Source organism: Luteococcus struthionis (assembly GCF_048595755.1).
Taxonomy (GTDB): domain Bacteria; phylum Actinomycetota; class Actinomycetes; order Propionibacteriales; family Propionibacteriaceae; genus Luteococcus.
Window position 1 is genome coordinate 75,225 of the sequence record NZ_CP184360.1, and the last position, 21,656, is coordinate 96,880.

The 21,656-nt window shown below is 69.8% G+C and carries 17 protein-coding genes; 3 read left to right on the forward strand and 14 right to left on the reverse strand.

The window, feature by feature from the left end; genetic code table 11:
• Positions 1-71: 71 nt before the first annotated feature.
• The 5 genes from ACOAMO_RS00370 to rpsO form a co-directional block, all read right to left on the reverse strand.
• Positions 72-3,962, reverse strand: coding sequence for a Pls/PosA family non-ribosomal peptide synthetase (locus ACOAMO_RS00370; RefSeq protein ID WP_420175619.1), 3,891 nt, complete (start codon positions 3,960-3,962; stop codon positions 72-74).
• An 86-nt stretch (positions 3,963-4,048) separates the two neighbouring features.
• Positions 4,049-4,444 carry an AAA family ATPase gene (locus tag ACOAMO_RS00375; protein WP_420175620.1) on the reverse strand — a complete coding sequence of 132 codons (396 nt, stop codon included), beginning with the start codon at positions 4,442-4,444 and terminating at the stop codon, positions 4,049-4,051.
• Between the two features lie 61 nt (positions 4,445-4,505).
• Positions 4,506-5,792, reverse strand: a complete 1,287-nt coding sequence (locus tag ACOAMO_RS00380) for a M16 family metallopeptidase (RefSeq protein WP_420175621.1) — start codon at positions 5,790-5,792, stop codon at positions 4,506-4,508.
• 118 nt (positions 5,793-5,910) lie between these two features.
• Positions 5,911-8,127, reverse strand: coding sequence for a polyribonucleotide nucleotidyltransferase (locus ACOAMO_RS00385; RefSeq protein ID WP_420175622.1), 2,217 nt, complete (start codon positions 8,125-8,127; stop codon positions 5,911-5,913).
• A 343-nt stretch (positions 8,128-8,470) separates the two neighbouring features.
• Positions 8,471-8,734: a 30S ribosomal protein S15 gene (rpsO, locus tag ACOAMO_RS00390; RefSeq protein WP_420175623.1), complete on the reverse strand. Its 264-nt coding sequence runs from the start codon at positions 8,732-8,734 to the stop codon at positions 8,471-8,473.
• A gap of 261 nt (positions 8,735-8,995) precedes the next feature.
• Between rpsO and ACOAMO_RS00395 the strand changes: the two genes are divergently transcribed.
• Positions 8,996-9,478: a GNAT family N-acetyltransferase gene (locus ACOAMO_RS00395; protein ID WP_420175624.1), complete on the forward strand. Its 483-nt coding sequence runs from the start codon at positions 8,996-8,998 to the stop codon at positions 9,476-9,478.
• 120 nt (positions 9,479-9,598) lie between these two features.
• On the opposite strand, the gene ACOAMO_RS00400 is transcribed toward ACOAMO_RS00395, so the two are convergent.
• Positions 9,599-10,495 carry a bifunctional riboflavin kinase/FAD synthetase gene (locus ACOAMO_RS00400; RefSeq protein WP_420175625.1) on the reverse strand — a complete coding sequence of 299 codons (897 nt, stop codon included), beginning with the start codon at positions 10,493-10,495 and terminating at the stop codon, positions 9,599-9,601.
• Positions 10,496-10,643: 148 nt separating this feature from the next.
• Here ACOAMO_RS00400 and ACOAMO_RS00405 point away from each other — a divergent pair, with 148 nt between their 5' ends.
• Both ACOAMO_RS00405 and ACOAMO_RS00410 read left to right on the forward strand, forming a co-directional pair.
• Positions 10,644-11,306, forward strand: coding sequence for an AzlC family ABC transporter permease (locus ACOAMO_RS00405; protein WP_420175626.1), 663 nt, complete (start codon positions 10,644-10,646; stop codon positions 11,304-11,306).
• Positions 11,303-11,614, forward strand: a complete 312-nt coding sequence (locus ACOAMO_RS00410; protein WP_420175627.1) for an AzlD domain-containing protein — start codon at positions 11,303-11,305, stop codon at positions 11,612-11,614. Before ACOAMO_RS00405 ends, ACOAMO_RS00410 begins: the two co-directional genes overlap by 4 nt.
• A gap of 22 nt (positions 11,615-11,636) precedes the next feature.
• On the opposite strand, the gene truB is transcribed toward ACOAMO_RS00410, so the two are convergent.
• The 8 genes from truB to ACOAMO_RS00450 all read right to left on the reverse strand — a co-directional run bounded on the left by truB (position 11,637) and on the right by ACOAMO_RS00450 (position 21,611).
• A complete protein-coding gene (truB, locus tag ACOAMO_RS00415) occupies positions 11,637-12,545 on the reverse strand; it encodes a tRNA pseudouridine(55) synthase TruB (RefSeq protein ID WP_420175628.1) in 909 nt (302 codons plus the stop codon).
• The gene (gene rbfA, locus ACOAMO_RS00420) at positions 12,542-12,970 is read right to left on the reverse strand and encodes a 30S ribosome-binding factor RbfA (protein WP_420175629.1); all 429 of its coding nucleotides are present in this window, start codon (positions 12,968-12,970) and stop codon (positions 12,542-12,544) included. The genes truB and rbfA overlap by 4 nt, the downstream gene beginning before the upstream one ends.
• Before the next feature lie 173 nt (positions 12,971-13,143).
• Positions 13,144-16,134 carry a translation initiation factor IF-2 gene (infB, locus tag ACOAMO_RS00425; protein ID WP_420175630.1) on the reverse strand — a complete coding sequence of 997 codons (2,991 nt, stop codon included), beginning with the start codon at positions 16,132-16,134 and terminating at the stop codon, positions 13,144-13,146.
• Positions 16,135-16,352: 218 nt separating this feature from the next.
• Complete coding sequence (locus ACOAMO_RS00430) at positions 16,353-16,607, reverse strand: YlxR family protein (RefSeq protein WP_420175631.1); 255 nt, start codon at positions 16,605-16,607, stop codon at positions 16,353-16,355.
• A gap of 70 nt (positions 16,608-16,677) precedes the next feature.
• On the reverse strand, positions 16,678-17,652 hold the full coding sequence (gene nusA / locus ACOAMO_RS00435) for a transcription termination factor NusA (protein WP_420175632.1): 975 nt from the start codon (positions 17,650-17,652) through the stop codon (positions 16,678-16,680).
• Positions 17,652-18,215: a ribosome maturation factor RimP gene (rimP, locus tag ACOAMO_RS00440; RefSeq protein WP_420175633.1), complete on the reverse strand. Its 564-nt coding sequence runs from the start codon at positions 18,213-18,215 to the stop codon at positions 17,652-17,654. Before rimP ends, nusA begins: the two co-directional genes overlap by 1 nt.
• A gap of 83 nt (positions 18,216-18,298) precedes the next feature.
• Positions 18,299-18,910, reverse strand: coding sequence for a TetR/AcrR family transcriptional regulator (locus tag ACOAMO_RS00445; protein ID WP_420175634.1), 612 nt, complete (start codon positions 18,908-18,910; stop codon positions 18,299-18,301).
• Between the two features lie 13 nt (positions 18,911-18,923).
• Positions 18,924-21,611, reverse strand: a complete 2,688-nt coding sequence (locus ACOAMO_RS00450) for an MMPL family transporter (protein WP_420175635.1) — start codon at positions 21,609-21,611, stop codon at positions 18,924-18,926.
• Between the last annotated feature and the right edge of the window lie 45 nt (positions 21,612-21,656).

The window sequence follows — 21,656 nt, forward strand, 5'->3', positions numbered from 1 at the left end:
CGACGCGGCCCAGGACGGGCCTGGACCGCGATGGCGGGGATGGGTGGGAACAGCCTAGGGCCTGGGAATGCTCAGTCCAGCCAGGGCCCGATCGGGTTGCCGATCCAGCGGGTCTTGTCCGGCACGGACTCGCCACGCATCACCAGCGAGACCGGGCCGACGGTGGCATGCCGTCCCAGGGTCGAGGCGGGCAGGATCACCGAGTTGGGCCCCAGGGTGGCACCCTCGTCGAGGTGCACCGAGTCGGTGGCCAGGATTCGGTCGTGGAACAGGTGCGTCTGCACCACACAGCCACGGTTGACCGTCGCACCGTCACGCAGGGCCACCAGGTCATGTTCAGGAAGCCAGTAGGTCTCGCACCACACACCGTGACCGATGCGCGCCCCCATCAGCTTGAAGTAGGCATTCAGCAGCGAGGTGCCCGGCACGTGGCGCAGCAGCCACGGCACCGCCACCGACTCCACGAAGGCGTCGGCCAGCTCGCCACGCCAGACGGCCGCCGACCACAGCGGGTGCTCGTCGTGCTTCCAGCGGCCCACCAGCAGCCACTTGGCCAGGGCCGCCAGCAGTGCCGCGACCACGCCGCAGACCAGCAGCACCCACGGCGAGGCGACCACGGCCCACAGCCAGCCGTGGCGGGAGGCCACCCACACCAGCAGCGCGGCGCCGCCCAGGTGGAGCAGCAGGTGGGCCAGCAGGGCCAGGACGCGGCAGCTCTCCACCAGAGCGCGCAGCACCCGCAGGCGTCGCGCCGGCGCATAGGTGCGGGAGGTGTCCCCGCCCTGCTCGGTGCGGCGCAGCTTCTCGGGCGGGGAGCCCACCCAGGACTGGCCGGCCTTGGCCTTCTTGCGACGCGGGGCCGCCGACAGCACGGCCACCAGCGAACGCTTGGGCACCTTGCGGCCGGGCGCGGTCATGCCGGAGTTGCCGACGAAGGCGCCCTTGCCCACCTTGACCCGCTCGATGCGAAGCCATCCGCCGCCCAGCTCGTAGCCGCCGATCAGGGTGTCGTCGGCCAGGAAGGCGCCGGCCCCCACCGAGGTCATCGACGGGATCATCAGCACCGTCGACGCCTCGGCGTCCTTGCCGACGTGGGCGCCCAGGGCACGCAACCACCAGGTGGTGGCGGCACCGGCGTAGAGCGGGAAGAGCCAGGTGCGGGCCTCATCCATCAGGCGCATCGTGGTCCAGGCCTGCAGGGCGACGCGGCCCTGCACCGGGTGGTGTCCACCGTCCAGGCCCACGGACAACAGGCGGACCCAGGCCCAGATCACCAGCATCAGGCTGGCGTAACCGGCCAGTCCGGCCAGCGGCAACCACAGCAGCGCGGTGCGCAACGCCTCCCCGAGGCTCTCGGTGCGGCTCATGGCGGGCCACGCGACGGCAGCGGCCACGGCGATCGCCATCACCGGCAGCAGCGAGATGAGCGTGCCCGTCAGTGCATACAGCCAGGTGAAGACCGGCCGCGAGGGCGGCTGGACGTCCCACGGGCCCCGGGCGCTCCCGATCCGCTCGGCCGGGGAACCCGACCACATCTCGTCGGCCGGCACCTCCCCGAAGACTGCCGAGCCGGGCGCGATCTCCGCTCCGGTCCCGATCCGGGCACCGCCCAGCAGCGTGGAACGCGCACCGATCCGGGCTCGTGGCCCGATCTCGATGGCACCCAACCGCAGGGTGCCACCGTCGATCCAGTGACCGGCCAGGTCGACCTCGCTCTCGACCGAGCAGCCCTCCCCCAGCCGCAGCATTCCGGTGACCGGGGGCATGGCGTGCAGGTCGACGTGCGGCTCGACGGTGCAGCCCAGCAAGCGGGCATACCAGCGCACCAGCCCCGCCCCACCGATCATGCCGGCCCCGAGCTCGTCGGCCAGCCGTTCCGCCAGCCACAGCCGCAGGTGCACCTTGCCACCGCGCGGGTAGTCCCCCGGCTGGATGCCCGCCAGGATGATCCGGGAGGCCAGGGCGCTCAGCGCCAACCGGCCGGGAGCGAAGACGAGCAACAGCCAGACCACGCCGAGCAGCCACCAGGGGGCCACCGGCAGGGCCGTCACCGGCAGGGCCCAGCCCAGCTCCCCGGCGATCCGGGCCGCCAGCGCCAGCCAGAAGACCCAGCGCAGCCCGGAGATGGTGCGCAGCCCCAGCAGGGCCAGCAGCTGGCCGGCCTGGGTCTTGTGCGGCACCGGGTGGACCGCCTCGTTGAGCCGACCGCTGGGCGCCGTCTGGGAGTCCAGCCAGTCGGAGAAGCCACCCACGGTGGGGTGCTCGTAGACGTCGGCCACCGTCGTGGTGGGGTGCTGCTCGCGCACCCGGGCCACGATCTGCGCCGCGGTCAGCGACCCGCCACCGAGCGCGAAGAAGTCCTCGTCGGGCGTGGTGGGGCGGCTGCCCAGCACATCGCGCCAGATCCCGGCCACCCAGCGGGCCGTCTCCGACAGGTCGGAATCGCCGCCCTCGCTGTCGGGCAGCGGCCAGGGCAGCGCGTCCCGGTCGATCTTGCCGCTGGTACGGGTGGGAAGGTCCTCGACCACCGCCAGGCGGGGCACCAGCGCGGCCGGCATGTCCGCCCGCAGCGTGGCCAGGCTGGCGGCCCGGTCGAAGGTCTCGTCGACGGTCAGGTAGCCGACGATCAGGGCATTGCCGCTGGCGGTCTTGCGCACCGCGGCGGCGGCACCGACCACGCCGGGCAGCTGCAGCAGCGCAGAGTCGATCTCGCCCAGCTCGATGCGGCGGCCGCCCACCTTCACCTGGTCATCGGCGCGTCCGCGGAAGAGCAGCCCGGCCGGGTCGTTGACCACCACGTCACCGGAACGGTAGGCGCGCTCCCACCCCAGACTGGGCATCGGGGCGTACTTCTCGGCGTCCTTCTCGGGGTCCAGGTAGCGGGCCAGCCCGACGCCCCCGATGATCAGCTCGCCCTCCTCACCCTCGGCGACCGGATTGCCCTCGGCGTCGACGACGGCCAGGTTCCAGCCATCCAGGGGCAAGCCGATGCGCACCGGCGGGGTGCCGTCCAGCTGCGCGGCGCAGGCGACGACGGTGGCCTCGGTGGGGCCGTAGGTGTTCCACACCTCGCGGGTCTCGGTGGCAAAGCGGGCGCCCAGCTCGGGAGGGCAGGCCTCGCCGCCGACGATCAGCAGCCGCACCCGGTCCATCGCCTCGGTGGGCCACAGGCTCACCAGGGTCGGCACCGTGGAGACCACGCTGATCCGGTTGGCGATCAGCCACGGCCCCAGGTCGACGCCCGACTTCACCAGGCTGCGTGGGGCGGGCACCAGGCAGGCGCCGAAGCGCCAGGCGAGCCACATCTCCTCACAGCTGGCGTCGAAGGCGACGCTGAGGCCGGCCATCACCCGGTCCTTGGGGCCGATGGGGGCCTTGGGCAGGAAGATGCGGGCCTCCGCGTCGACGAAGGCCGCGGCGCTGCGATGGCTGACGGCCACGCCCTTCGGCTTGCCGGTGGAGCCGGAGGTGAAGATCACCCAGCAGTCGTCGTCCAGGCGCGGGGGCTGCACCTCGATGGGTTCGCGGGGCGTGGCCAGTCGGCTCGTGACCACCAGGTCCGTGCTGATGACGGCAGCGGCCTGCGACTCCTCGAAGACGGTGCGGGCACGCTCGTCGGGATCCTCCGCATCGACCGGCACATAGGCGGCGCCGGCCAGCAGGATGCCCATGATCGCGGTGTAGAGGTCTGCGGTGCCCGAGGGGACGCGCACGCCCACCTTGTCACCGCGGCCGATGCCCAGGCCCGCCAGTTCCTCGGCCACCTCGCCGGCCGCCTCGGCGAACTGACCATAGGTGAGCACGGTGCTGCCGGCATCCAGCGCAGGCTGGTCGCCGTACTGCTCCACCGTCTCCAGGAAGATGTCCACCAGGGTGCGCGGCGGCGGCACCTTGTCACCACCCAGCAGCGCAGCAGGGATCGGATGGCTCTGCGGGGAGAGATCAAGCTGAGGGTCCGTCACCACGCGGAGTATGCCCACCTCAGGTGAACAATGCTCGACGACATGCCAACGATCGGGACGCCGCTGTACTCGAGTCAGCGCTGCCGTCAGTGCAAGGGGTCCAGCACGCGTCGCAGGAAGGCCTGGGTGCGTGGCTGTTGCGGACGGTCGATCACGTCGGCCGGCGGCCCCTGTTCCACCACCACCCCGGCGTCCATGAACAGCACCTGGTCTGCCACGTCACGAGCAAATCGCATCTCGTGGGTGACCACCAGCATGGTGCGCCCCTCGTCGGCCAACTGCCGCATCACACCCAGCACCTCTCCGACCAGTTCCGGATCGAGTGCGCTGGTCGGCTCGTCGAACAGCAGCAGGTCGGGGCGCTGGGCGGATTCCGCGCGGGCGGCCTGGATGGCGGACGGCACCAGGAGCAGGGTGGCCAGCGTCAGCAGTGCGGCGAGCCACCGGAGGAAGGGCCGCTGACGGGCGGAATTGCTGTGCACACGGCGAGACTAGGGCGCCCAGCGTCTTCCTCGGGCCCGTGTCAGTGGGCGATACCCCGTGTCAGCGGGTGAACTGAGGGCCGACCCAATGGTGCCGCAGGCGATGGGCGGCTCCGCGCGGGGCCGCCGCACCGGCCATGCTCACCACGGGCACCTGCGACAGCACCTTGGCTGCCAGGGCGTTGACCTCGTCGAGTCCGACCGCGTGATAGGTCTGCAACAGTTCGTCGAGGCTTCGGGCATCCCCCGCCAGTTCGGCGGCGCCATGCCGGCTCATCCGCGACGACGGGTTCTCGAAGTGCAGGATCGTCTGGCCCACCAGCTGGCCCCGGGCGGCCTCCAGCTCGTCGGCGGTGATGCCGTGCCCACGCACGTCGGCCACGATGCCGCGAACCACGTCCATGATCTCGGCGGTGCGCTCGGGCAGCGCCTGCCAGTCGATGGTTATGAAGCCGGCATCGCTCCAGGCCGCCTCGCTGCAGTCGATGGTGTAGGCAAGCGCACGACGCTCGCGCACCTCCTGGAAGAGCCGGGAACTCATGCCCCCGCCCAGCGCGACCGCCAGCAGGGCAAGCGCCTCGCGTCGCGGATCCAGCGCGCCGAAAGCGGGAAAGGCCAGCACCACCGAGGTCTGGGAAAGGTCATTGGAACGCACGCGTACCGGGTGCGAGGACACCGGCGGGTCCACGCGACGGTCCGCCGCCGAGCCGAGGCCGGCCAGTTCGGCGTCGAAGGTGTTCAGCCGCGCGCACAGCTCGTCGTGGTCCAGGTCTCCCACCGCGCTCACCACCATCCGGTCGCTGGTGTAGCAGCGTCGCCAGTAGTCGCGCACGCGTCGGGTGCTCATCCGACGGATCGAGGTGGACGATCCGATCACCTGGGGCGCCAACGTGGTGCCGGCGAACAGGCAGGCGATGGCGCCCTCGATGGCCACCTCGGAGGGGTCGTCGTCGTGCATGGCGATCTCGTCCAGGATCACCTCGCGCTCCACCACGACGTCGGCTGGGCGCACCAGGGAATGCGCCAACATGTCGGTGAGCACATCCACCGATCGGTCTGCCTGGTCGTTCAGGACCCTGGCGTGGAAGCAGGTGTACTCGCGGGTGGTGTAGGCATTGAGGTCGCCGCCGAAGCGCTCCACCTCGGCACTGATCTGTTCCGCACTGCGGGTGGGCGTGCCCTTGAACAGCACGTGCTCCAGGAAGTGGCTGCAGCCATGCTCCCCGGGGCCCTCGTCACGCGAACCGACGCCGACGAAGATGCCGACGTTGAAGGCGCGGGCCCCGGGCACGTGCTCGGTGACCACGCGCAGCCCGTGGGGCAGAGTGCTTCGACGGATGGGGTTCATTGCTTCCTTCGTCCCCTCGACAGGCTCGGGGAACAGATGGGTGGCTCGGGGACCAGACGGCTCACGGCCACGTCACCCGGGGGTGGCGTGGCCGTGAGGGTGTCTCAGGCGGGTGGGATCACTCGGCCGCGGGAGCCTCGGACTCGTCCGAGTCGGCCTCGGCCTTGACCTCGATGACGGGGATCAGCGACAGCTTGCCGCGATCGTCCACCTCGCTGATCTCCACCTGCAGCTTCTGTCCCACACCCAGCACGTCCTCGACGGACTCCACGCGCTGGTTGTTGTTGAGCGGCTTCAGCTTGCTGATGTGCAGCAGGCCGTCCTTGCCCGGGAGCAGGCTCACGAAGGCACCGAAGGCGGTCAGCTTGACGATCGTGCCCAGGTAGCGCTCGCCCTTCTCCGGCATGGTCGGGTTGGCGATGCCATTGATCATGCTGCGGGCCGCCTCGGCAGAGGTGCCGTTGTCGGCGCCGATGTAGATCGTGCCGTCGTCCTCGATCGAGATGTTGGCACCGGTCTCGTCCTGGATCTGGTGGATCATCTTGCCCTTGGGGCCGATGACCTCACCGATCTTGTCGACGGGGATCTTCACCGTGATGATGCGCGGTGCGTACTCGTTCATCTCGTCGGGGCCGTCGATCGCCTCGCCCATGACCTCGAGGATGGCGTGACGCGCCTCGCGGGCCTGCAGCAGGGCGCCGGCCAGCACGTCGGCGGGGATGCCGTCGAGCTTGGTGTCCAGCTGCAGTGCGGTGACGAACTCGCTGGTGCCGGTGACCTTGAAGTCCATGTCACCCAGCGCGTCCTCGGCACCCAGGATGTCGGTCAGCGCGACGTACTTGGTCTCGCCGTCGATCTGCTCGCTCATCAGACCCATGGCGATACCGGCGACGGGGGCCTTCAGCGGCACACCGGCATTCAGCAGGCTCATGGTGGAGGCGCAGACCGAACCCATCGACGTGGAGCCGTTGGAGCCCAGCGCCTCGGAGACCTGACGGATGGCATAGGGGAACTCCTCGCGCGGCGGGATGACCGGCACCAGGGCGCGCTCGGCGAGCGCTCCGTGGCCGATCTCACGACGCTTCGGCGAACCCACGCGGCCGGTCTCACCGGTCGAGTAGGGCGGGAAGTTGTAGTTGTGCATGTAGCGCTTGGTGGTCTCCGGATTCAGAGTGTCCAGCTTCTGCTCCATGTCGAGCATGTTCAGGGTGGAGACGCCCAGGATCTGGGTCTCGCCACGCTGGAAGAGCGCGGAACCATGCACGCGCGGGATCACGCCGACCTCGGCGGACAGGGTGCGGATGTCGCGCACGCCACGGCCGTCGATGCGGACCTGCTCGGTCAGGGTGCGGTGGCGCACGATCTTCTTGGTCAGTGCCTTGAAGGCGGCCGAGATGTCGGTCGGCTCGATGTCCTCGTGGGCCTCGGTGATGCGCTGGCGCAGCGCATGGGTGGCGTCGTCGCGCTCCTGCTTGCCGGCGATGCTCATGGCCTGGGCGAGCTCGTCGTGGAAGGGCTGCACGGCCTCCCAGGCGGCGTCGGTGTACTCGGCGAAGACCGGGAAGTCGTAGGTCTCCTTGGGCAGTTGGGTGGCCAGCTCCACCTGGGCGTCGCACAGGGCCTTGATGAAGGGCTTGGCGGCGTCCAGACCCTGGGCCACGACCTCCTCGGTCGGGGCGGTCTTGCCGGAGCGCACCAGCTCCCAAGTGGCCTCGGTTCCGCCGGCCTCCACCATCATGATGGCGACGTCGCCGTCGGGCAGCACGCGGCCGGCCACGGCCATGCCGAAGGTGGCGTCCTTCATCTGCTCCACGGTCGGGAAGCAGACCCACTGGTCGTCGATCAGCGCGACGCGCACGCCACCGATCGGGCCGCTGAAGGGCAGGCCTGCGATCTGGGTGGACATGGAGGCGGCGTTGATGGTCAGCACGTCGTAGTAGACCTCGGGGTTGAGGGCCATGACGGTGACGACGACCTGGACCTCGTTGCGCAGGCCCTTGACGAAGGACGGACGCAGCGGGCGGTCGGTGAGGCGGGCGGCCAGGATGGCGCCCTCCGAGGGGCGACCCTCGCGGCGGAAGAAGCTGCCCGGGATGCGGCCAGCGGCGTACATGCGCTCCTCGACGTCCACCGTCAGCGGGAAGAAGTCGATCGAGTCACGCGGGGTCTTCTGCGCCGTGGTGGCGCTCAGCAGCATGGTGTCACCGTTGAGGTAGACGGCGGCAGCGCCGTCGGCCTGCTGGGCCAGCAGACCGGCCTCGAAACGGACGGTGTGCTTGCCGTACTTGCCGTTGTCAATGATGGCTTCGGCGAACTTCACATCGGGTCCCTCCACGGGGACTCCTTTCTCTTGTGCAGGCAACACCCACACCAGTGGCAGCCTCGTGCTGCCGGCCGGCATGTGCCGGTCTTCGATCGAGGCTCGCGGGGCGCAGGCGTGGACGCCGTGACCCGAGAACCACTACCGAGGACCAGACGACGATGACCGACGGTCTGGGTGTCCTGCGGATACCTTCTCTAACTGTTCAGTTGTACGGGCCCAGCCTATCCAAGGAGTCTGACAAAAACTGTCAGCCTCCCCCGGGGGACCCCATCACGTTCCCCGAGCTTGTGGCGGGGCCGGATGTGACGAGGGGGAGTGGCCACGAAGGCCACTCCCCCTCACACGGTGACTGCGATCAGCGACGCAGCCCCAGACGCTTGATGAGCTCACGGTAGTGCTCGACGTCATTCTTCATGACGTAGTTGAGCAGACGGCGACGCTGACCAACCATCAGCATCAGGCCACGACGGCTGTGGTGGTCGCCCTTGTGCTGCTTCAGATGCTCGGTCAGGTGGGAGATGCGCTTGCTGAGCAGCGCGATCTGCACGTCGGGAGAGCCGGTGTCGCCAGGGGCGGTCGCGTACTCTTCGATGATCTTCTTCTTCTCGGCAGCGTCCATGACGATGCTCTCCTCTCGGTTTCCCGTTGCGCGGCGCCCCCGGTGCCTGGTGCAGATGGGAGCTCTTTCGAGGCCGCGGCCGATCTAACGGCAACTTGTCAAGACTAGCAGCACCCGGGGCTTCGGAGCCAATCCCCCACGGGGAGGGTCCATCCCTTGCCGCGGGCCTCCCGCGAGCCCCTGACGGCGTCTATGGTGGGCAATGACCAGCCTTCACGGCATTTCGGCCGCACCCCCGTGCGGCAGGGACAGGAGACCACCATGAGCGACGTCATCGCCCGCCGGGCCGAAGAACGCGACCTGGAGAACCTGCGCGCCAACCAGCCGCGCCCCGAGATCGACCTTATCGGCCAGCGTTTCAAGGAGATGCAGGACGGCACGGGAATCCTTGCCGTCGCCGAGCACGAGGGCCAGATCGTGGGCAGCGGCTTCCTGGACTTCATCGACAAGGACCTGGAGCCCGAGGTGAAGAACCTGTGGATCTACCCCGAGCACCGTGGTCTGGGCGCCGGCCAGGCGCTGTGGACCTGGCTCGAGAAGCGGGCTGCCGAGGCCGACTACAAGGAGGTCTTCCTCTCCGTCGCCCCAGACAATGCCAGGGCCATCTCGCTCTTCCTGCAGCTGGGTTACTCCCCCACCGGCGACCACCTCATCATCGAGAACCCCTCCACCCATGTGGTGGCCGACCCCGACCAGGTGAGCAACCGCTACGCGATCTACCGCAAGAGCCTGCTGGCCTACTGATCCAGAGCTGACCTGCCCACACACTGCACGGCAGGTACGCCCCCATGGACGAAGAACTCCGCCCCATGCCGTCGAGCGTGGGGCGGAGTGCTGTCTGTGGTACAGGGACCGAACGGGGACTCAGGCAACCAGCCCCAGGATGTCGCGGGTGCGGGCGACGTCGGCCTCCATCTGCTCCACCAGGGCCTCGATCCCGGCGAAGGTGATCTGCCCGCGCAGGCGGTCGACGAAGTCGACCGCGATCTCGACGCCGTAGAGCTCCAGGTCTGTGCGATCGAGCACATTGGTCTCCACCCGCCGCTCCAGTCCTTGGAAGGTGGGATTGCTGCCCACCGAGATCGCTGCGGGCAGGGGCTTGCTGTCGGGCTGGTCGAGCCGGGTCAACCAACCGGCGTAGACCCCGTCTGCCGGCACCGACATTCCCGGCGGGACCGGCAGGTTGGCCGTCGGGAAGCCCAGTTCACGTCCGCGCTGGTCTCCCATCACCACCACCCCCTGCATCCGGAAGTGGCGTCCCAGATGGGTGGCCGCCAGCGCGACGTCCCCCTCGTCGAGGGCCTCCCGCACCAGGGTGGAACAGGTCGAGGCGCCGTCGATGTGCACCAGCGGCATGGCGTCGACCGCGAATCGTCCGGCACCCAGCTCGCGCAGCGTCTCGACCGTTCCGCTGGCGCGGTAGCCGAAGCGGAAGTTCTCCCCCACCACGACGTGGCTCGGGTCCAGCGGATCGATGACGCGGCTGACGAATTCCTCGGGGCTCCAGGTGGACACGTCGCGGGTGAACTGCACCACGCGCACCTCCTGCGCCCCGGCCCGCTTGAGCAGCCGCAGCCGCTCCGGCAGGTCGACCAGGAGCTTGGGGGCCTGTTCGGGGCGCAGCACCTGCATGGGGTGCGGCCAGAAGGTCACCACCACCAGCGGCAACTCGGGGGCCAGGGACTGCGCGTGCCGCAGCACCTCGACGTGGCCGCTGTGCACTCCGTCGAAATTGCCGACCACCACCACGGACTTCGCCACCAGACCACTCCTTGTCACCACGATTCGTCACCACAGTCGGGCCGCGTCCCCGGTGGGGACGCCGTGCCGAGTGTAGTTGGCGCACGGCTGCGTTCGCACAGTGGACGCCCCAGTCCACGACAGGCCCGCCGCCTAGGCTCGAACGACCATGCAGATGACCACAGCAGTACGAATGGGGATCTCGGTGTCGGTGGCCACCGGCCTGTACGGGATCTCCTTCGGGGCGCTGAGCGTCGCGGCTGGGCTGTCACTGGTGCAGACCCAGGCCCTCAGCCTGCTGATGTTCACCGGCGGATCACAGTTCGCCTTCGTCGGGGCGATCGCCGGCGGTGGTGCCCCGGCGCTGGTCTCGGCCAGCCTGCTGGGCCTGCGCAACCTTGTCTACGGCGCGCAGATGAATGCCGTCTTCGCCCCACACGGGCTCACGCGCATGCTCCAGGCCCACGTCACCATCGACGAGTCGGTGGCCACCAGCGTGGCCCAGGACGGCCACGACGAGCAGCGACGCGGCTTCTGGACGGCAGGGCTGGGCGTCTTCGTGCTGTGGAACCTGTTCACCCTGGCGGGTGCCCTGCTGGGCGATGCCCTGGGCGATCCCAAGGCCTGGGGCCTGGACGGGGCGGCCGTCGCCGCCTTCCTCGGACTGCTGTGGCCCCGGCTGCACAACCGCGACACCGTGGCCATCGCGGTGGCCGCCGCCTTTGTGACACTGATGTTGGTGCCGGTGCTGCCTCCCGGCCTGCCACTGCTGGTGGCGGCACTGGTCTCGGCGCTGACGAGCTGGCAGCTCGGGAAGCGGGCCGTGCGATGAACCTGTGGGGATGGGTGCTGGCCGCCTGTCTGGTCGCCTATGCCACCAAGCTGGTGGGCTATCTGCTGCCGACCCGCTGGGTCGAGCAACCACGGGTGATGCAGCTGACGGCAGCCATGACCATCGGGCTGCTGGGCTCACTGGTCATGCTCAACACCGTCGCCTCCGGCCAGCAGTTGACCGCCGATGCCCGGTTGGTGGCTCTTGGGGCCGCAGCGATCGCGCTGTGGCGCCGAGCCCCCTACCTGGTGGTGGTACTGGTCGGAGCCGCCGCCGCAGCCCTGGCGCGACTGGCGGGGATGCCCTGACGGCCCTTTCCTGCGGCGGGCCTCACTGGGCCAGGACGGCCACGGGCCGGGCGATCTCGGCCCCGTCCTCATCGGGGCGGTAGAGCGCCAGCAGGTCTCCCTCGGGCGAGAGCACACCGGTCGGGTTGCCGGGCACGAGCAGCCCAGGCAGGCTCCGGCCGAAGGCCACGTCACGGGCCTGGTCCTCATCCAGCCGAACCACCGGGAAGCTCAGCCGTGCCGCCTCGCCCATGGGCAGCAACTCGGGGCGGTCATCGCACTCCAGGTCGACCACCGGCAGGTCGGTCAGGTTGTAACCGCCGATGCGGGTACGGCGCAGCGAGGTCAGGTGACCTCCCACGCCGAGCGCGGCACCCAGGTCTCGGGCCAGCGCCCGGATGTAGGTGCCGGAGCTGCACTCCACCTCGACGTCGACGTCCAGCACGGCATGCCCCTGGGCACCGACCGCCGGGCGCACGTCGAGCACCTCGTAGTGGCTGACGGTCACCCGGCGACTCTTCAGCTGCACCTGTTCCCCGTCACGCACCAGCTTGTAGGCGCGCTGCCCGTTGACCTTGATGGCGCTGACGGAGCTGGGGACCTGCTCGATCTCGCCTCGAAAGGCCGGCAGCTCGGCCTCCACCAGCTCCCGGGTCAGGTGCGCAGCATCCGCCCCGCCGCTGGGCTCACCCTCGGCATCGTCGGTGGTGGTCGACTCCCCCAGGCGGATCGTGGCCTCGTAGCGCTTGTCGTGCAGCGCAAGGTGGCCCAGCAGCCGGGTCGCCCGGTTCACGCCCACGATGAGCACCCCGGTGGCCATCGGGTCCAGGGTTCCGGCGTGGCCCACCTTGCGGGTACCCATCAGGCGCCGCACCCGCCCCACCACCTGGTGGGAGGTCCAGCCCTGCGGCTTGTCGCAGACCAGCAGTCCGGATTCGGGGACGCCGTTCACCGCTGGTCGTCGTCCTCGTCGTGCTTGTAGGGATCGGCCTCTCCCGCGAAGGTCTTGCCCTCGCGGCGCTTGGCCAGCTCCGCATCGTCGGCCTGGGCACGTGCCAACAGGTCCTCGATCGCGGCGGCCGCCTCGGGGGTGGCATCGGGGATGAAGGTGATGCTGGGGGCGAATCGCAGCCCGAGCTTCTTGCCGATCGTCGAGCGAATCAGACCCTTGGCCGATTCGAGCGCGGCCGCGCTGCCACCGGGCTCCTCCTCGCTGAAGACTGTGTAGAAGATGGTGGCCTCACGCGAGTCGCCGGTCAGGCGCACGTCGGTGATGGTCACGAAGCCCAGGCGCGGGTCCTTGACGCGACGTTCCAGCATCTCGGCGGCGATCACCTTGATCTGGTCGGCCAGCTTTGCCACACGAGGATTGGTCATGATGGCTCCTTCGGTTCATTGGCTTGGTGGACAGCACCGTGGGCGGCACCCCTGTTGGGGATGCCGCCCACAGTACTTCGTTCTTCCTGACACGAGCGCAGCTCCGAGCCTGCGAGGAGCGGTGCGCGCGAGTGCCGCGGGGGTCCAAGGGGGTCGCCCCCCTTGCTTGTCAATCAGTCGCGCGGCTTCTCGACCATCTCGTAGGTCTCGATGTGGTCGCCGATCTGGATGTCGTTGAAGTTCGCAAGCGTCAGACCACACTCGAAGCCCTCGCGGACCTCGGTGGCGTCATCCTTCTCACGACGCAGCGAGGCGATGGTGGTCTCGCGGACCACGACACCGTCGCGCACCAGACGGGCCTTGGCATTGCGCTTGATGTGGCCATCGAGCACCATGCAGCCGGCGATGTTGCCGAACTTGGAGCTGCGGAAGATCTCGCGGATCTCCGCGGTACCCATCGCCTTCTCCTCGTAGATCGGCTTGAGCATGCCCTTGAGCGCAGCCTCGATCTCGTCGATCGCGTCGTAGATGACCGAGTAGTAACGCACGTCGACGTTCTCGTTGTCGGCCATCTTGGCGGCATGCGGCGTGGGGCGCACGTTGAAGCCGATGATGACGGCCTTCGAGGCAGCGGCCAGCGAGACATTGGTCTCGGTGATGGCGCCGACACCACGGTCGATGACGCGCAGGTCCACTTCCTCGCCGACGTCGATCTTCGACAGGGCATCCTCCAGGGCCTCGACCGAACCAGCGCCGTCGCCCTTGAGGATGAGTAGCAGCTCCTGCGTCTCGCCCTTCTCCAACTGCTCGAAGAGCTGGTCGAGGGTCTTGCGACGCGAGCTGCGGGCCTGCGCGGCGGCACGCATGCGAGCCTCACGCTTGTCGGCGATCTGGCGGGCCTTGCGGTCGTCGTCGACGACCAGGAAGTTGTCACCAGCACCGGGAACCGACGTCAAGCCGAGCACCTGCACCGGCATCGACGGCGGGGCCTCGTCGACATTCTCGCCCTTGTCGTTGATCATTGCGCGCACTCGACCATGGGCCGAACCGGCCACGATCGAATCGCCCTTCTTCAGGGTGCCTCGCTGGATCAGGACGGTGGCCACGGGGCCACGACCCTGGTCCAGGTGGGCCTCGATCGCCACGCCCTGGGCGGGCATGTCCGGGTTGGCACGCAGGTCCAGCTCGGCGTCGGCGGTCAGCACGATCGCCTCGAGCAGGTCGTCCAGACCGGTCCGGGCCATGGCAGAGACGTCGACGAACATGGTGTCGCCGCCGTACTCCTCCGGCACCAGGCCGTACTCGGTCAGCTGACCGCGCACCTTGGTCGGGTCGGAATCGGGCTTGTCCACCTTGTTGACCGCCACCACGATCGGCAGCTCGGCCGCCTTGGCATGGTTGAGGGCCTCGATGGTCTGCGGCATGACGCCGTCATCGGCGGCCACGACGAGCACAGCGATGTCGGTGGCCTTGGCACCGCGAGCACGCATGGCCGTGAAGGCCTCGTGACCCGGGGTGTCGATGAAGGTGATGGCACGATCCTCGCCGTCCACCTCGGTCTGCACCTGGTAGGCGCCGATGGCCTGGGTGATGCCGCCGGCCTCGCCGCCCTGCACATTGGCATGGCGCAGCGCGTCCAACAGCTTGGTCTTGCCGTGGTCGACGTGACCCATGACCGTGACGGCCGGCGGACGGGGAGCCAGGTCCTCGTCGTCGCCCAGGTCCTCGCCGAACTCGAGGTCGAAGCTCTCCAGGAGCTCGCGATCCTCGTCCTCGGGCGAGACGACCTCGATCTTGTAGTTCAGCTCGGCACCGAGCACCTCGAGGGTGTCGTCGGCCACCGACTGCGTGGCGGTGACCATCTCGCCCAGGTTGAACAGCACCTGCACGAGCTGCGCCGGCTCGACCCTGATCTTCTCGGCCAGGTCGGTCAGCGACGCGCCACGGCGCAGACGCACGGTCTGGCCGTCACCCTGACGGATGCGCACGCCACCAATCGACGGCGCCTCCATCTCATTGAACTCTTGCCTGCGCTGCTTCTTGCTCTTGCGACGTCCGCGGCCGGCCTGACCACCGCGGCCGAAGGCACCCTGGGTGCCGGAACCGCCGCGGCCACCACGACCGCCGCGGCCGCCACCCATGGGCGGACCACCGGGGCCACCGCCCATTCCGGGACGGCCACCGCCACCGGGGCGGCCACGGCCGGGGCCACCACCGGAACGTCCGCCACGGGCGGGCGCGCCGACGGCGGCATTCTGCTGCTTGGGCATCATCGCCGGGTTGGGACGCGGCATGCCGGGCACGCCGCTGGAGCCACCGGGGCGAGGCATGCGGTTGTCGCCACCGGCCGGGGCACCCGGACGGGGCGCACCGGGACGGCCGCCACCCTGACCGGGACGCGGGCCGCCCTGGCCGTCAGGACGAGGACGGCGAGCGCCCATGCCCTGCGACGAGGCGAAGGGATTGTTGCCGGGACGCGGCGCGCCGCCCGGACGGGGCGCATTGGAACGCCGCGGGCCGGGGGTGGGCGCGTTGCCGCTGGGCAGACCGCCGGTGCCACCGGGGCGCGGGGCTGCCGGACGCGGGCCGGGGCGCTGGCCACCGGGACGGGGTCCCGGGGTCGCACCGGGGCGAGCCGTCGGCTGGCCGGCCTGTCCTGCCGGGGCCTGCGGGGCCGCCGGGGGCTGCGGAGCTGCGGGACGCGCCTGACCGGGCTTGGGGGCGCCGGGGCGCGCGTGGGCCGGAGTCGGCGCACCGGGAGTCGGGGCACCGGGGGTCGATGCGCCCGGGGTCGGGGCGCTCGGCTGCGCGGCCGCGCCGGGCTTGGCTGCGGGGCGCTGTGCCGGGCCGGGACGGCCGGCCGAAGGGGCCTGCGGTGCGGCGCCGGGGCGCGGACCGGCCGCACCCGGACGGGGTGCCTGGCCGGGCTTCGGGGCGCCGGGGCGCGGGCCGGGGGCGGCCTTGGCAGCGCCACCGGGCGCAGCGGCGCCCGACTTGCCGCCGGCCTCCTTGTCGAGGGTGTCGCGCAGACGGCGCACGACGGGTGCCTCGATCGTCGACGACGCGGACCGGACGAACTCGCCCATGTCCTTCAGCGTCTTGAGAACATCCTTGCTTTCGAGTCCAAGCTCTTTAGCGAGCTCGTAGACACGGACCTTTGCCACTACTCTCCTCCAGGTCCGGGCCTCTACTCGCGGCTACCGGACCAGTTAGTTGATGTTGGTGCTCATTGGTGGTTACTCATCGAGTGGTCATGAGCGTTCTGCCCACTTTCTGGTTCGCGCCCCGAGTCCAGGGCGCTCTTTTGGTAGATCCTTCCCGGGGTTCCGGGAGGACGCGCAATCTTCATCCTACCGCTTCAGGCCGTCTTGGGGCCAACCAGCTACTGCGCGGTCAGGTCATCGGGAAGCTTGACCGGCCTGCGAAAGGCCCGCTGGAAAGCGCCCCGGCGACGGGCCTGCTCCCGGCACTGCGGGTCGTCGTGCAGCCACGCACCCCGGCCCGCGAGCCGACGCCGCGGGTCCGCCTGCACCCATCCGTCGACCACCACGAAACGCTGCAGATTGTGCTGGTCGTCCTCGCGTCGGCAACCCACACAAGTGCGACGCGGAGCAGCTCGTCGGGGCTTGGGGATCATTGCGTACTTCCTAACGTCGGCAGACGGAGCCGGCCCCGAAGGATCCGGCCCCGCCAGCAACACGGTCAGCTCACTCGGGGGCGGCATCCGAACGGATGTCGATGCGCCACCCGGTCAGCCGAGCGGCCAGTCGGGCGTTCTGGCCCTCGCGGCCGATCGCCAGGCTGAGCTGGTAGTCGGGCACCACCACGCGGGCCGCCCGAGCGGCCTGGTCGACGACGGTCACCTGGCTCACCTTGGCGGGACTGAGGGCCTGCGCGATGAACTCGGCCGGATCCTCCGACCAGTCGATGATGTCGATCTTCTCCTCGTTCAGCTCACGCATCACCGAACGCACGCGCTGCCCCATCGGGCCGATGCAGGCTCCCTTGGCGGAAACGTCGGAATTGTGGCTGACGATGGCGATCTTGGTGCGATGGCCGGCCTCGCGGGCGATCTCCTTGATCTCCACCACGCCCTGCTCGATCTCCGGAACCTCGAGGGCGAACAGCGCCTTGACCAGGCCGGGGTGGGTGCGCGAGACGACCACCTGCGGGCCGCGCACCTCCTTGCGGACGCTCACCACGAACACGCGCAGACGCTTGCCGTGGGTGTACTCCTCACCGGGGGCCTGCTCGGCCAGCGGCATGATGGCCTCCATCTTGTTGCCGATGTCGAGCCGGATGGTGCGCGAGTCGCGGTCCTGCTGCACGGTGCCCAGGATGATGTCGCCCTCGCGGGCCAGGAAGTGGCCGTACTTGCGCTCGTCCTCGGCCTCGCGCAAACGCTGGAAGATGACCTGTCGCGCGGTGGCCGCGGCGACGCGTCCGAAGTCGGCGGGGGTGTCGTCGAACCAGCCGATGACATTGCCCTCCTCGTCCTTCTCGGGCACCATCACGGCGAAGCGGCCGCTGCGGCGGTCCAGCTCCACCTTCGCACCCTTGCTGGGGTGCTCGGTCTTGTCATAGGCGTTGAGCATCGCGTCCTCGAGCGCCTGGACCAGGTAGTCCAGCGGGATCTCCTTCTCGCGCTCGATCGCCCGCAGGGCTGCCATGTCGATGTCCATCAGTTCTCCTCATTGCCCTGGCCCGACGCCTCGTCGGACTCGTCGCCGATCTCGTCGAGTTCGGGGGTGTACTTGCGATTCATCTCCACCTGGATGGTGGCCTTGGTGATCTCGTCGAGCTCCAGCACGTGCACCGGATCGACGTCCTTGGGCAGCTTCTTGCCGGCCTCGGGTTCGACGGTGATCGTCACGGTGGTGTCGGTGGTCTCGGTGATGCGGCCGCGCAGCTGACTGCCGTCCACCAGGACGGCCAGCACCAGCCGGCCGGTGTTGCGGCGGAAGTGCTTGGCTTCGGTCAGCGGCTTGCCGACTCCGCGCGAGCTCACCTCCAGGGTGAAGGGGGCATCACCGATCTCGGGCGATTCGTCGAGGGCATCCGAGATGTCGCGCGTGGCCGCGGCAATGTCGTCCAGCAGCGGGCCGCGGCCCTTGGGGCCGTCACCATCCACGGTGATCCGCAGCACCTTGCGCTTGCCCGCCGGGATGATGTCCAGTTTGTCCAGTTCGAGGCCATGTGTCTCCAGGACCGGAAGGATGATGGGCTCAACGACGCGCTGCTGCATGATCGTTGCCCCCTTTCAGTTGTGATCCAGTTGTGTGATCAATTGTCCACCCGGAGCCGGGGGGCTGCGGGATCCGGACAAGCCTACCCAACTGCGGCGCTCGGGGTCTCCAATCCTCGGGCCAGCATGCCGATCACCCGATCAAGACGCTCACGCAGTGCCACCGGGTCAGGCTCCCGCTCGGGTGGCGCGGGGGCGGCCAGCCACCCGGAGACGACGGCGAACAGCGCCCCGACGGCGAGCTGGACGGACACGGCCCATTCCTCGTCGCGGTCCGCGGCGACGGCGACGGCGCGCTCGGCGACGCGTTGCCACATGGCCCATTGCGCGTCGCGCACATATGGCCCCAAGGCCTCATCCCGTTGCGCCATCCGGCTCAGGCGCAGCAGGCTTTCGACGATCCCGGCGTCCAGGTTGTGTGCCATCAGGTGACGGACCAGGTCCAGGGCCGAGCCGTCGCCCGCGGGTTCCCACTGCGTCAGGGCGACGTCCACCTGCACGCCGAGCCACGCGGCGACGGCTTCTTCCTTGCAACCGAAGTAGTTGAAGAAGGTCCGGCGCGAGACACCGGCCCGGGCCGCGATCTCGTGGATCGTGACGGCCGTCAGCCCCTGCTGCGCCACCGCCGCGAAGGCGACTCGTGCCAGTTCCCGTTGCGTGGCAGCCCGCTTGGCTGCCCGAAGTCCTTCCACCACGCCTGCCAGCCTGTCACAGGTCGCCCGGGCGGTTCGAGTTCCCCCGCGCGGTGGGCGGGGCGTCCAGTTGCTCCATCAGCCCGGCCCCCTCGATGTCCACTTGCGGCAGCAGGCGCTGCAGCCAGCCCGGCAGCCACCAGGCGCGTTCGCCCGCGAGGTACAGCACCGCCGGCATCAGGGCCATCCGCACCAGGAAGGCGTCCAGCAGGATGCCCACGGCGAGGGCGAAACCGAACTGTCGAATCGTGGTGTCGTCGGTCAGCACGAAGCCGGCGAAGACGGACACCATGATCACGGCCGCCGCCAGGACGACCCGGCTGGCATGGTGGAAGCCGTCCAGGACCGCTTGCCGGGCGGCAGCGCCCCGGACGTGTTCCTCCCTGATGGCGGTGCCCAGGAAGACCTGGTAGTCCATCGCCAGCCCATAGAGGATGCCCGTTGCCATGATGGGCAGGAAGCTCAGGATGGGGCCGGCGCGGTCCGCACCCACCAGCCACCCCAGCGATCCGGTGCCGAAGACCAGCACGGTGAGCCCCAGCGCAGCCCCGATGGACAGCAGGAAACCCAGGGTGGCGGCTGCGGGCACGACCAGGGAGCGGAAGACGAGCACGAGGATCAGCAGCGACAGGCCGAGGACGATGGCCAAGTAGGTGGGAATGGCGGCGCGCAGCACGTCGGACAGGTCCAGGTTCAGCGCCGTCAGCCCGGTGACGCCGGTGCTGGCGATCCCCTCGGGGCTGTCCCGCCGCAGCTGGTGCACCAGCGCACTGGTCGACGATGCATCAGGCCCGTCGGTGGGGGTGACGGCAAAGACGAGCAGGGTGTGGCCCCGGGTGGCACCCATCAGCCGGGCATCGGCCACACTCGGGCGTCCGGCGAGGTCAGCCTGCCAGGACAGGAGGCGTTTCTGGTCCACCCGGGCGGCATCCTGCGGCCGCAGGGTCACGACCAGCGGCGCATTGGCCCCCTCCCCCAGCGTTTGTGTGATGACATCGTAGTTTCGCCGCGAGTCGGAACCCGGGACGGCCACCGCCCCAGACGGCATCCCCAGGTGCAGATCCCGGACCGGGAGCGCCAATGCCCCCAGGCCCAGGGTGATCACCAGGATGGTCACCAGCGGGCGCACCGTGAGCAGGCGGATCCAGCCCCGCGCCAGCCGCCCGAACCGATGTCCGGGAAGCGACTGCCGGGCGTCGACGGCCGCGCTGCGCGGAACTCGTCGCGACCCGACCAGGAGCCCGAGCAGGGCCGGGACGGCGGTCAGGGCCAGCGCGACGGCGATGAAGACCGTCAGCGCGGCCACCAGCGCCATCGAGCTGACGAAGCCGATCCCCAGGCTGAGCAGGCCGAGGAGGGCCACCACGACGGTGGCGCCGGCGAACAGGATCGCGCCCCCGGCGGTGGCCACCGCGCGCCCGACGCCCTCGACCTCGTCGACCCCGGCATGCCGGACCAGGGAGCGCTGCTTGTGGACGAGGAAGAGCGCGTAGTCGATTCCCACCGCCAGGCCGAGCATCAGGCCGATGGCGGGGGTGGCGGTGGTCATCTCGAAGTGCGCCGACATGGCGAAGGCACCACCCACACCAATCAGCACTCCGATCAGCGCCGTCACGAGCGGCAACCCGGCCAGGCTGAGCGACCCCAGGGTGAGCACCAGGACCACCAGGGCCACGCCGAGACCGACCGCCTCGTGGACTCCCAGCGGAGGGCTGAGGGGCTGCAGCGACGCGCTGGGCGCCGCCGTCATCCCGGCGGCTGCCAACGGCCGCTCGACGGCCGCCAACACCTCCTCCAGGGCCCCCGCGGGCAGCTCGGACAGTTGTCTGCTGAATTGCAGCGAGAGCACTGCCGCCGTCCCGTCGTGCGCCAGCAGGACGCCGGGCAGCGTCCGCCCATCGGCCGCCCGCAGCGCCGAGGCGCCCGGCGTGGAGCCGGCGGTGAGCCTCGTCAGGTCGGCCTGTGCCTGTTTCGTCGCGCTGGCCACGGCGCGCTCGAACTCGCCCTTGGGGTCCTTGACCTTCGTCGTTCCCATCGGCAATGCCGCCACGCCGTCCATGCCCAGCCGTCGCAGGTCCGCTTGCAGCCGTTCGATGTCGGTGAGGAGTTTCCCGGAGTCGGCGATCAGGGTGGCGGCGGGGGCGTCCGCCAGGTGCTGGGCACGGCCGGCGAGCGCACCGACCCGCGGTTGGATCTTGCCCAGCTGGGCCCGCTGCTCGGGTGGTAGTTGTGCGGACCTCGCCGCGAGCTTCTGCTGGGAGGTGGTCAGTTCGCCCGCGACGGCCGTGATGGTGGGTCGCAGTTCAGCGGCGAAGCGTTCCTCCACCACGCCCCGAACCTGGGCGGAGAGTTCCTTCTGCTGCGCCGCCATGGCCTTGTCCCGGTCGACCAGGTATCCGGTGGCCCGGGCGGCGTCATGGGCCTCGGCCAAGGCGCGGGCGCGCTCGGGGGTGTCGACCCGTCCGCCATCCTCCGCGGTGATCGCCAGCGTGCCCTGGGTTCCGTCGGCGCCGGGCAACTCCCGGGTCAGGTCGTCCAGCACCTGCTGTGCGGGGGTGCCCTTCAGGGTGAGGCTGGTGGAGACGACCTTGGGTTGGGTCACCAGAAGAGTACCGACACCGACCACCAGGATGAGCCAACCAGCCAGCACCGGGAGCGTGTGCGTGGCGGCCCAGCGCCCCCACCGATAGAGCAGACGAGACATGAACACCTCACAACGAGAGTAATTGCACTATGTGCATTTTTACAC

Excerpts from the sequence above, each read along its gene's own strand:
- ACOAMO_RS00380 (WP_420175621.1), bottom strand. The coding sequence starts at position 5,792 with ATGAACCCCATCCGTCGAAGCACTCTGCCCCACGGGCTGCGCGTGGTC.
- rpsO (WP_420175623.1), bottom strand. The coding sequence starts at position 8,734 with ATGGACGCTGCCGAGAAGAAGAAGATCATCGAAGAGTACGCGACCGCC.
- ACOAMO_RS00395 (WP_420175624.1), top strand. The coding sequence starts at position 8,996 with ATGAGCGACGTCATCGCCCGCCGGGCCGAAGAACGCGACCTGGAGAAC.
- ACOAMO_RS00405 (WP_420175626.1), top strand. The coding sequence starts at position 10,644 with ATGCAGATGACCACAGCAGTACGAATGGGGATCTCGGTGTCGGTGGCC.
- ACOAMO_RS00410 (WP_420175627.1), top strand. The coding sequence starts at position 11,303 with ATGAACCTGTGGGGATGGGTGCTGGCCGCCTGTCTGGTCGCCTATGCC.
- rbfA (WP_420175629.1), bottom strand. The coding sequence starts at position 12,970 with ATGACCAATCCTCGTGTGGCAAAGCTGGCCGACCAGATCAAGGTGATC.
- ACOAMO_RS00430 (WP_420175631.1), bottom strand. The coding sequence starts at position 16,607 with ATGATCCCCAAGCCCCGACGAGCTGCTCCGCGTCGCACTTGTGTGGGT.
- nusA (WP_420175632.1), bottom strand. The coding sequence starts at position 17,652 with ATGGACATCGACATGGCAGCCCTGCGGGCGATCGAGCGCGAGAAGGAG.
- rimP (WP_420175633.1), bottom strand. The coding sequence starts at position 18,215 with ATGCAGCAGCGCGTCGTTGAGCCCATCATCCTTCCGGTCCTGGAGACA.
- ACOAMO_RS00450 (WP_420175635.1), bottom strand. The coding sequence starts at position 21,611 with ATGTCTCGTCTGCTCTATCGGTGGGGGCGCTGGGCCGCCACGCACACG.